A 12871-nucleotide genomic window follows, 5' to 3' on the forward strand; every position below is an offset into this window, starting at 1 on the left:
GCCGAATACCTTCTGACAGTTTACGGTAAAGATGACAAAACACCGATTGCCGTATTGTTGAGCCGATCAGCCGATATGGTGGCACTCTTACTGGGAATTTTAAAAACCGGAAGATCTTATATTCCGTTGGATCCTCATTTCCCAACAGACCGTTTGGAATACATCATTGAAAACAGTCAAAGTAAGACCTTGATTTTTGAGAAAGACTATAGCTTGAATTGCAGTGATGCGGTAGGAATGGTTTCCCTTGAAAGTATTTTGGAAGGAATCCAGGAATACAATGGAACTGTTGCAGAAGTTGTTTCTCCAAAAGATACTGCTTATATCATTTACACTTCGGGTTCAACCGGAAATCCAAAAGGAGTGGAAATCGGCCACCAGTCATTGGTGAATTTCTTAACGAGTATTCAAAGCCAACCGGGATTCACTGAAAATGATACGATGTTTTCGGTAACAACGTATTCTTTCGATATTTCAATATTGGAATTCTTTACACCGCTTATCTCGGGTTCAACTTTATATGTTGCAAGTCAGGAAGTATTGTCAGATCCGCTTTTGGTTATTGAAAAATTGGAAGAAATACAGCCAACAATTATTCAGGCTACGCCAAGTTTCTACCAAATGTTATTCAATGCAGACTGGAAAGGCAGCAATTCATTAAAAGTATTGTGCGGTGGCGATTTATTAAGCGAAGCTTTAGCCGAAAAACTGGTGAACCATACACAGGAAGTCTGGAATATGTACGGACCAACGGAAACCACAATTTGGTCGAGTATGAAGAAAATCGAACAGCCGAAAGATGCTTCGAATATCGGAAAGCCACTCCACAACACCCAGTTTTACATTCTGGATGAACAATTAAACCCAAAACCAATTGGTTTCACGGGAGCGATTTACATTGCGGGTGACGGATTAGCTAAAGGTTACTATAAAAACGAAACTTTAACCCAGGAACGATTTATTAAAAATCCATTCAGTGATAACAGTCTATTATACGAAACAGGCGACGTTGGTAAATGGAATACCAATGGAGAAATCGAATTTTTAGGGCGGAATGATAATCAGGTTAAAATCCGTGGTTACCGAATTGAATTGGGTGATATTGAGAACGCTATTCTGCAGTATTCTGAAGATTTGAAACAAGCGGTTGTTGGAGTAAAAGAAACAAATTCGGTTAAAGTACTGGTTGCTTATCTGGTATCCGGTTCAGAAGTTGATAAAACTGAATTGAGAGCTTTTCTTCAAAAGAAATTACCGGAATACATGATTCCCGGATTCTACCTTGTAATGGATGCGTTTCCATTAACACCAAATGGTAAAATCAACAGGAAAGCATTGCCAAATATATCAGCAAATGATATTGTAAAAAAAGAGTATGTGGCACCACGAAATCAGGTTGAACAGGATTTGGTTGAAATCTGGCAGGAATTGTTGGGTGTTGAGAAAGTAGGTATTGCAGACAATTTCTTCGAACTCGGAGGCCATAGTTTGGTAATGGCCCAAGTCATAAACAGAATTCAAAAGCAATTGGGTCAAACCGTATCGTTTACTTCTTTCTTTGAAAACTCAACTGTTGAAGGTTTAAGTGCACAATTGAAGCAAGTTGAATATGTAGCCATTCCAAAAGCTTCCGAAGCAGCATCTTACCCATTGACAGCTTCACAAAGCCGATTATGGATATTAAGTCAGTTGCCTGGCGGTTCATTAGCATACAACATGCCGGCAGCCGTTACATTAAAAGGTGCTATCAATGCAGATAAATTCAAGCAATCATTCCAATTATTGATTGAAAGACATGAGATATTAAGAACTTATTTTAAAACAAGTAAAGAAGGAGAAATCCGTCAATATATAGTGCCGGTTGCGGATACGGATTTTAGTATCACTGAGAAAGATTTCAGTGCTTCTGATAATATTGATAAAACCATTTCTGATTATTTGCTGGAAACAAACAGTATTCCTTTTAACTTGGAAAAAGCACCATTAGTGAGAGCATCTCTAATCAAATCAGAAGAGGATGAGTATGTATTTTTCTTATCAATACATCATATCATCGGTGACGGTTGGTCGATTCAGTTGCTAATATCTGAGATTGTAAAAATTTACAATGCATTGATGCAAAATGCAACGATAGACTTACCGCAATTAAATATTCAGTATAAAGATTATGCAGTATGGCTGAATGATGCATTGCAACAGGAAAAACAGCAAGTTTCGGAGCAATATTGGTTAAAACAGTTTGAAGGTGAATTACCGGTTCTGGAATTGCCAAGTTTCAAAACACGTCCGGTGGTTCAAACGTATAACGGAGATTACATAAACCGTCAGTTTTCTAAATCATTTTTACAGAAACTGAAAGCATTTTCGAAAGAAAAAGATGTTACATTATTCATGACTTTGATGGCGGGTATTAATGCATTATTGTACCGTTATACCGGACAGGATGATATTATAATCGGTACTCCGATAGCCGGAAGGGAACACCCGGATCTGGAAAACCAAATGGGATTATTCCTGAACACACTTGCCATCCGTACATCATTTAAGGAAAAAAGCAGTTTCCTTGATTTGTTAGGAGTTCAAAAGGAGACGTTATTAAATGCTTATGACCATCAAAGTTATCCTTTTGATGAGTTGGTTGAAAAACTAAAATTAAGAAGAGATACCAGCCGTTCGGCTTTATTTGATGTTTTGATTGTATTACAAAATCAAGGTCAATTAAGTAGTCTTAATAAGGATGGACTTGCTGATCTCGAAGTCAGCGATTATAATTTCGCCAGAAAAACTTCACAGTTTGACATAAGTTTTACGTTTGTCGAAGCGGAAGGGCTCGGACTTACAATTGAATACAACACAGATATTTATAACGAATATCTGATTGACAGAATGTTTGTGCATTTTGAAAGTCTTTTAACCGAATTTTTAGAACAGCCACAAGCACTTCTGACATCTGTTGATTTTGTTTCCGAATCTGAAAGACAACAGTCACTAATTGATTTTAATAACACAGAAGTTGCTTATCCGAAAGACAAAACGGTTGTTGGTTTATTTACTGAACAAGCTGAAAAAACGCCTAATAATCAAGCATTAAAAGACGAATCGAAATCGTATTCCTATGCTGAACTTGACCATTTGTCAAATCAAATAGCCGAATACCTTCTGACAGTTTACGGTAAAGATGACAAAACACCGATTGCCGTATTGTTGAGCCGATCAGCCGATATGGTGGCACTCTTACTGGGAATTTTAAAAACCGGAAGATCTTATATTCCGTTGGATCCTCATTTCCCAACAGACCGTTTGGAATACATCATTGAAAACAGTCAAAGTAAGACCTTGATTTTTGAGAAAGACTATAGCTTGAATTGCAGTGATGCGGTAGGAATGGTTTCCCTTGAAAGTATTTTGGAAGGAATCCAGGAATACAATGGAACTGTTGCAGAAGTTGTTTCTCCAAAAGATACTGCTTATATCATTTACACTTCGGGTTCAACCGGAAATCCAAAAGGAGTGGAAATCGGCCACCAGTCATTGGTGAATTTCTTAACGAGTATTCAAAGCCAACCGGGATTCACTGAAAATGATACGATGTTTTCGGTAACAACGTATTCTTTCGATATTTCAATATTGGAATTCTTTACACCGCTTATCTCGGGTTCAACTTTATATGTTGCAAGTCAGGAAGTATTGTCAGATCCGCTTTTGGTTATTGAAAAATTGGAAGAAATACAGCCAACAATTATTCAGGCTACGCCAAGTTTCTACCAAATGTTATTCAATGCAGACTGGAAAGGCAGCAATTCATTAAAAGTATTGTGCGGTGGCGATTTATTAAGCGAAGCTTTAGCCGAAAAACTGGTGAACCATACACAGGAAGTCTGGAATATGTACGGACCAACGGAAACCACAATTTGGTCGAGTATGAAGAAAATCGAACAGCCGAAAGATGCTTCGAATATCGGAAAGCCACTTCACAATACCCAGTTTTACATTCTGGATGAACAATTAAACCCAAAACCAATTGGTTTCACGGGAGCGATTTACATTGCGGGTGACGGATTAGCCAAAGGGTATTATAAAAATGAAACTCTGACACAAGAGCGATTCATCAAAAATCCATTTAATGACAACAGTTTATTATACGAAACAGGCGACGTTGGTAAATGGAATACCAATGGAGAAATCGAATTTTTAGGCCGAAATGACTTTCAGGTTAAAGTACGCGGATACCGAATTGAATTGGGTGACATTGAAAGTGCCATCTTACAGTATTCGGATGCATTGAAACAAGTGGTGGTAGACGCAAAAGAGGTTAATTCAGAGAAGGTACTGGTTGCTTATCTGGTATCCGGTTCAGAAGTTGATAAATCTGAATTGAGAACATACCTACAAAAGAAACTACCGGAGTATATGATTCCTGGTTTCTATGTGATATTGAATGAATTGCCACTGACTTCTAACGGTAAAGTCAACAGAAAAGCTTTGCCTAATATCGTTGAAAATGATTTGATCAGAAGGGAATATGAAGCACCAAGTAATGATGTAGAGCAAAAACTGGCTAAAATCTGGCAGGATATCTTAAGTATTGACAAAGTAGGTATTACTGATAATTTCTTTGAACTAGGAGGAACTTCCCTTCAAATTATCAAATTACACCATAGGATAGATTTAGTGTGGCCTCGGATTATGACTGTTCCGGATTTATTTGAATTCAACTGCATTAAAGACATCGCAAATTACATCTATAGAAATTCTGAACAGGAAATTTTAGAAGTAGAACAAGAAGAAATGAAATTTTTTGAAATATAAAAAAAAGTAATATGGATATCGCAATAATTGGGTTAAGCTTAAGATGCGCCAATATAAAAACGTTACAACAATACATAGATCTTTTGAGAAATTGTGGTGTTAGTACCATTCAGCCTACAGAAGACAGAATTATACATTCAAGAATTTTGAAAAAGGATTCTTATCACCCTTATGGGTTTTTGGACAGGGTTGATTTATTTGATCATGAGTTTTTCGGTATATCAAAAGCTGAGGCAAATACCATTGATCCCGGTCACAGAATGATTTTGGAAGGTGTATGTGAAGCTGTGGAAAACAGTGGGTATAATCTAGATGAAAAAACTTTTCAATCAACCGGATTGTTCACTTCGTTTCCTTCAAGTGTTTATAATGTATTGTACCAGTCTGAAAATAAAGGCATGGATTTTATTGGCGGAATACCTTCGATTGGCGGTGGTAGGATTGCTAATATTTTAAACATACGAGGACCGGTCATGAACATTGATACTGCATGTTCATCTTCTTTGGTTGCCGTGCATGAAGCAGTTCAGTATTTAAAGAGCGGGCAGATCGAAAAAGCGATTGTAGCCGGTTCACATTTGAAATTCATGTTCAATGAGGCCAATACTCTTGAAAATGATCCAATTATGTCCAGCGATGGAATCTGTAGAGCGTTTGATGATTTAGCTGCCGGAACAACCGGAGGCGAAGGAGTGGCAGCTGTGGTTCTAAAGCCATTGGAATTAGCCTTAAGAGATAACGACAATGTATTAGCTGTAATTAAAGGTTCTGCCATTAATAATGACGGAAACAGATCGAGTAGTGTAACGGCTCCGAGCCCTGTGGCCCAGAAAGAGGTAATCCTGAGTGCTAATAAAAATGCTAATGTTCCTCTGGTATCAGTTGGTTATATCGAAACACACGGAACCGGAACTAAGTTGGGCGATCCCATTGAGTACAAAGGAATAAAAGATGCGTTTTCATCACAAACAGAACCTTACGCTGTCCGTATTGGAACTTTAAAACCAAATATCGGTCACTTGGATAACATGGCAGGTTTGTTTGGTATGATAAAAGCAGCGGCAGTACTTAAGGAAAAGGAATTTTTCCCTTTGGCAAATTTCTCCAATACCAACAAATTTATTGAGGAGGAAGAAAATATTGTTCTTCAGAAAGAAGGAAATAAATGGGCAAGTGATAAAATCAGGAGAGCTGGTGTGAGTTCGTTTGGTTTGAGCGGAACGAATGCACATGTTGTTCTGGAAGAATATGTGTCAAATACCAAGGAATATGCTAAACCGGATACTAACAACAATTGGTTTAAAATAGCTGCCAAAAGTAAAAATGCTTTAAAACAATATATTGAAAATATCTCCAATTTTATTTCTGAAACTACTGAAATTGGGAACTTGGCATATACCATGAATACCGGTAGAACTGATTATAAGTTCCGATTAGCAGTTTCCGGAGACAACATCGAAGAAATAAAGGAATCACTTTTAAATCAAAAGGAGAAATGTGAAAGTCTGAATACGGCAAAATATACTAAAGTTGCTTTATTGTATCTTTCCGATGACATACAGCCTATTGATAACTACTTAAGCTGTGATGCATTTAATGCCATTTACCAAGGCCAAAAGAAAGAAATTGACAGTAATGATATAAACTCTTCTGTTTCACAAACACTGGCATTTCAGACTTCTTTATTCAAATATCTTTCGGCGAAAGGATTTATCATCAACCAACTTATTTGCAACGGAAGTATCTCTAAGGTTTCCAAAGCAATTATTGATGGAAATAATTCTGTTCCAAATGATTTAGGTTTTGATGCTAAGTCAGAATTGGATTTTGAAAAATTAAGATTATTGGCTAAAAACTGTAATGAAAACAGCACTTTATTAGTGATTGTGGGAACTGATGGTTATTTAATGCCTAATATCTTTGAAACATTAAGAAGTGAGCAAATTCCGGGTGTTGATTTGTTAAAAACCATGACTGACAAAAACTGGAATGCATTATGGGCCGACTTCTATAACAACGGACTGACATTCGACTGGAATAAGTTTTACCAAAATCAGTCTTTTAGAAAAATAGATGCGCCTACATATCCTTTTGAGAAGATTTCCTGCTGGAATGAAATCAATAATCCTTTACTTTTTCAGCCAACTGACAATAAAGTATCAATTCAGGAGGTAAAGTTTTTATCCGAAAACCTGGACGAGGAAGAAGTTGTTATGGATATCCTGAAAGAAGTTCTGAAAAATTATGATATAAAACTTACGGATGACTTCTTTGAATTGGGCGGAAATTCAATTGTTGGGATCCAATTCATCAACCGCATAAATGAAATATTCGGCATAGCGATAATTTTTGATGACTTATTCAACTGTTACGAAATCAATGAGATTATTGCTCTTGTAAAAGATGAAGTCAGTAAGAAAGAAAGTAAAATAACTGATAGCAAAGAAGAAATTCAACCGGCAATTGAAATGTTCGAGGCATCAAACTCACAAAAGAGAATGTGGGTGGAATCTCAATTTGACGGTTCTTATTATAATATTGATTTAACATATGTTGTAAAAGGAACAATTGATATTACTATTTTCAAGGAAACGTTGGTGGAATTGATTAAGAAACACGCTTCTTTACGATCATTTTTCTTCCTGGATGAAAACGGTGTGATCCAACAAAAAGTCAAAGAAATCAATGCAATTAGCATTAATGACTATTTTACTCTTGAATCTGAAACAGATGCATCATCAGTTGAACTAAAAAAGGAAGAGGCAAAAAAAACCAGATTTGACCTAGAAAATGGACCGTTGTTCAAGTCAACTTTAATCCAGTCTGAGCAGGAAGATGACAAACTCCTTTTTGTTTTTCACCACATTATTTTCGACGGTTGGTCAGTTGGGATTTTTGTAAAAGATTTTGTTACAATTTACCAACAAATTTTAAGTAAAAACTATAATCCTGAACCCAATAAAACTGATTATTTGGATTATCTGGTTTGGCTTAAGGATAGTTTAAGTCCCGAAAAAATTGAACCTTATAAATCGTATTGGCAAAATAAATTGAAAAATGTCAATTCAAACTTACAATTAGGGAACCCAAGTCCGCAAACAGATAAAGGTGCAAGGGTTAAACATATTATTGATGAACAGCTACGAAACAAATTGAATGATTTCGCCGGTAAAAACCGTACAACACTGTTTGTTGTATTAATGGCTTCAGTCCGTACATTTTTATACCGTTTGGCACAGGAAAATTTTGTTATCGGGACACCAATTTCCGGAAGGGTTAAAAAAGATTTTGAATCGGCTATTGGTTTGTTTATTAATACTTTACCAATCTATTCTGAAGTTGATAATGATCAAAGTTTTATCGATTGTTTGAGCAATGAAAGAGCAAGTGTAACGAAAGCTTTGGAGTATCAGACTTATCCGTATGATATGATATTGAACGACCTGAAAGTTGTTAATAAGCAATCGTTTTTTGATGTACTTGTGGTATTGCAAAACCAGGATAACAGATCTGGACTTCTTAGCAAAGGTGACTTACCATTTGAAATTTTGATGGATACCAATCAGGCAGCGCAATTTTCAAGGTTTAATATGACATTTACTTTCTATGAAGCTCCAAATGCTATTGAATTGGAACTGGAATACAAAGTTGATGTGTTCGGCTCAGAATTTATCCAGACAGTAATTGAATCTTATTTCCATTCTTTGGAGCAGTTTTTAGAACTTCCTGAGAAAAAGATTTCTGAACATTCAATGTTAAATGATGATCAGTATAATAAAATTGTATATGAATTTAATGACACCAAGGTTGATTATCCAAAGGATAAGACGATAGTTGATTTTTTTGAGGCTCAGGTTAAGAAAACTCCAAATAAAATAGCATTAATATTTGAAGAGCAAACCATGACTTATAAAGAATTAGATCAAAGGTCTAATCAATTGGCTCATTATTTACAAAGTCGAGGAGTTACCACAGAAAGTAATGTTCCATTATTAATGGATAGAAGTATCGATATGGTTTTAGGTATTATGGCCATATTTAAAGCGGGAGGGGTTTATGTTCCGGTGAGTCCAAGTTTTCCATTAGAGAGAATAAATTTTATATTAAATGATCTGGATGCAGAAGTTGTATTAGTTCAAGAGCAGTATAGTAGTATTTTATCTATCGAGACTTCAAAAATAATTGTTATAGGAGATCAAATTGTAGATAAAGAATCTATGGAAGGCTTAGTAAATCAAGTTAGCCCTTCTGATTTGGCCTATATAATTTATACCTCTGGAACAACGGGTGTTCCTAAAGGAGTTATGATTGAACATTTAGGCATGTTAAATCATTTGTTGTGTATGGTTGAGGAGTTTGATCTGAATCAGACTAGTCGTTTAGCTCAGACTGCACCTAGTACTTTTGATATATCTATTTGGCAATTATTGAATAATTTGATAGTAGGTGGTAGTATTGTGATTTATAGTGATGATGTTATAAAAGACGTTTCCTTGTTTTTAAAATCAGTGTCAAAAGACCAGATCAATATTTTACAATTAGTTCCATCGTATTTAGAGTCTTTATTTTCATTTGATGATGGTACTTATTTAGAAAAAGTAGATACATTATCAGTTACAGGAGAAGCAGTAACAAAAGATGTTTTGCAACAATGGTTTAGTCATTACCCCGGTAAGAGAGTATCAAATGCTTATGGTCCATCAGAAGCATCTGATGATGTTAGTTTTTATCATATGACCAGTTTACCGGAAAGTAGTAGTATTTCGATAGGTAAACCTATCAGAAATATCCAGTTATATATTTTAGGAGATGCAGATCAGTTGATGCCAGTAGGGGTAATAGGTGAGTTATGTGTTTCAGGAATTGGAGTAGGACGGGGATATTGGAAAGATGAAAAAAAGACCAAAAAGAGTTTTGTAAAAGACCCATTTAATAAAGAAGAGGATGCGCGGATGTATCGTACAGGAGATCTGGCGCGCTGGTTAGAAGATGGTAATATAGAGTATGTAGGCAGAAAGGATGACCAGGTAAAGATACGGGGTTATCGCATTGAGCTTGGGGAGATTGAGAATGCTTTAACTCAAATAGAGTCAGTCAAACAAGCGGTAGTATTCACCAATGCAGATATAAATGGAAATAAACGGCTAGTAGGTTATGTCGTGGTAGAAGGAGAGTTTGATAAACAATACATCCAAGACCAGTTAAAGACTAAGTTACCTGACTATATGGTACCTCAGTTGTGGGTTACTTTAGACAAAATTCCATTGACCAGAAATGGCAAAGTCGATAAGAAAGCATTACCAGATCCAGATTTATCAGATTTATCCACAAAGAAGTATGTCGCCCCAAGAAATGAAATAGAAGAAAAGTTAGTAGCAATTTGGCAAGAAGTTCTTGGACTTGATAAAATAGGCGTTGCCGATGATTTCTTCGAATTAGGCGGACACAGCTTAAATGCAACCAGATTAATCAGTATTGTTCACAAACAATTCGACGTGAAATTATCAATAGTTGATTTGTTTGACAATACAATCCTCGAGAATTTATCCTTATTAATCGAAAACACAATAGCCTTCAGTACATATGAAAAAGCTGATGTTTTAATAGAAGAAAGTGAAAATTTCACGCTGTAGCTTTTTTATGAAAATATTAATATTTAAAAAATTAAAAATGAATCGTTTATTATTTGTTTTACTTATTTTAAGTGGTGCGCTAAACGCCCAAGTCAAAATTTCCGGAAAAGTTGTCACCCTTGATAATAAACCTTTAGAAGTCGTAGAAGTAAAGCTTCTGTCTGATCAGTATGTTCCTTTAAAAAACCAGTTAACAGATGAAAACGGAGAATTTACCATCGAATACCTGGCTGGTACATTCAAATTGGAAATCAGCAAATTTGAAGACGTATTGTATTCAAAAGATTTAGTACTGAATGGAGATATTAATTTGGGTACTATACAGGTGAATAGTAAAAATGTACTGGAAACGGTCACCATTGTCAAAAAGAATGAGGTAATAGAACGGAAAATTGACCGGACTGTTTTTAGTGTTGAAAAAACCATAGGAGCTGCCGGTGGTGATGCATTGGATGCCTTGAAAATTACTCCCGGGGTACTGGTGCAAAATAACAACATAGAAATGTTGGGTAAAAGCACAGTTAGGGTTTTGATAGATGACAAAATGCTTGAGTTAGGACAAGATGATTTAAGTAGTTTATTAAAGTCCATTCCTGCCGATAATATCAAAAGTATTGAAGTAATAACAACGCCTCCGGCTAAATATGATGCTATCGGTAATAGTGGATTAATTAATATTAAACTGAAAAAGGCAAAAAAAGATTCAAAAAGTCTTTCATTGGGAACGAGTTATTTACTTAGATCATATGATGATGAAGGAGCTATTACCAGTAACTTTTTGTATAACGAAAATAAGTTGAGTATCAATTCTTCATTAAATTACAGAGATGGTGCCGAGACATTTATATACAAGGATCGAATCAATTATCCAACAGAAGAATGGAATTCGGATCAGTTGTTTAAAAGAGGTTATAAAAGAACGAATGCCGTTCTGAGTGCAGAATACGCGGCGACTCCAAGATGGACTTTCGGGTTTCAGTATCTTGGTAATTTCAGTAAAGTAGTTGTTGACAGACCCGGAAACACGTTGGTAACCGATGAAGTTACGGGAGAACTGAAAAAGAATATTGTATCAGATACGTATGTTTTTCAAAAACCGGCACTTAATTCCATAAATATGTTTAATGAAATTAAGCTGGATACTCTTGGGAGAAAAATGACTCTGAACCTGGATTATTTTAAGTCTTCAAATAATGACAAAAGACCTTATGAAGGTACTTCAGAAGTTTATAATCCTGACGACACCCAATACTTTAAAGGGATTAATATCAACAACCAGAAAACAAAACACTTTTCAACTAAAGTTGATTTTGAATTGCCTAATAAATCGTTCAATTGGAGTTTTGGAGGTAAGTTCTCATTCTTAAAAACCCAAAATGATATTTCTGCTTTCAACAGTGGATTGGTCGATCAACCGGTGACAGATATGCCACTAACAACTAATGAATTTAATTATGACGAAAACATACAGGCATTGTATGTGTCAGGGAATAAGAAGTTTGGAAACAATGTGGAAGTCCAAATGGGACTTAGGATGGAAGCTACCCAGACAAAATCATTTAATGCAAGTTTGGATGAATCAGTAAGTAATGATTACACAAAACTTTTTCCTTCTCTTAATATCTCTTATTCACCTAGGGAAAATTCAACTTTCAGATTTGGATACAATAAAAGAATCGGAAGACCGAATTTTACGAATCTTAACCCGAATATCACTTATGTAAACCCGTTTTTGAGTTTACAGGGTAACCCTTTTCTGCGACCTTTCTTCATTGATAATTTCGAAGTAAGTTATACCTACAAAAAATTAGAGAGTAAACTTTATTACAGTATAGAGAACAACATGTACAGCCAGATTGGTATCCCTGATTCCGATAATTTTACTGTTAACCTGACATATAGAAATATGTTCAATGTGAAAAGATACGGGCTTTCTGAACTTTATACATTCAATACGTTTAAATGGTGGACAAGTAACAACACTTATATTTTAAACTATCTGACTTCTGAAGCTGTTGGAATTCCTGCAGATGGTGTTGACGGTTTTTATACTTCGATGACAAGTAATAACGAATTTACTTTAAATAAGGATAAAACCTTATTGTACAATCTTAACCTTGTTTTCTCTCCTATAGCAACTTATGGTGTAAACAGAATGGAATCATCCGGTTCGGTTTCATTTACGTTCCAATATTTATTACTGAATAAAGACTTGAAAATTTCATTGAGAGCTAACGATATTTTTAGAACCGATAAAATGAGATTCGGTTCAACCGTAAATGGCGTGTACCGATACGGAAACTATTACTCCGATTCAAGATATGTCCAATTGACTTTAAACTACAGATTCGGAAGTAGTAAAGTAAATGTGAAGAACAGGGAAACGGGGAATGCTGATGAAAGAAGCAGAACAGGAAATTAATTAAGTA

Annotated in this window: 3 protein-coding genes; all 3 read left to right on the top strand. The window is 35.5% G+C overall.

The features are described 5' to 3' along the window. On the top strand, positions 1–4809 hold a 4809-nt coding region (locus NAT51_RS15820), incomplete at its 5' end, for a non-ribosomal peptide synthetase (protein WP_250600378.1). Positions 4810–4820: 11 nt separating this feature from the next. Further along, positions 4821–10442, top strand: coding sequence for a non-ribosomal peptide synthetase (locus NAT51_RS15825; protein WP_250600380.1), 5622 nt, complete (start codon positions 4821–4823; stop codon positions 10440–10442). A 37-nt stretch (positions 10443–10479) separates the two neighbouring features. Next, positions 10480–12864, top strand: a complete 2385-nt coding sequence (locus NAT51_RS15830) for a TonB-dependent receptor (RefSeq protein ID WP_250600382.1) — start codon at positions 10480–10482, stop codon at positions 12862–12864. The last annotated feature ends 7 nt before the right edge of the window (positions 12865–12871 follow it).

The organism is Flavobacterium amniphilum (assembly GCF_023634845.1).
In the GTDB taxonomy this organism is placed as follows: Bacteria; Bacteroidota; Bacteroidia; order Flavobacteriales; family Flavobacteriaceae; genus Flavobacterium; species Flavobacterium amniphilum.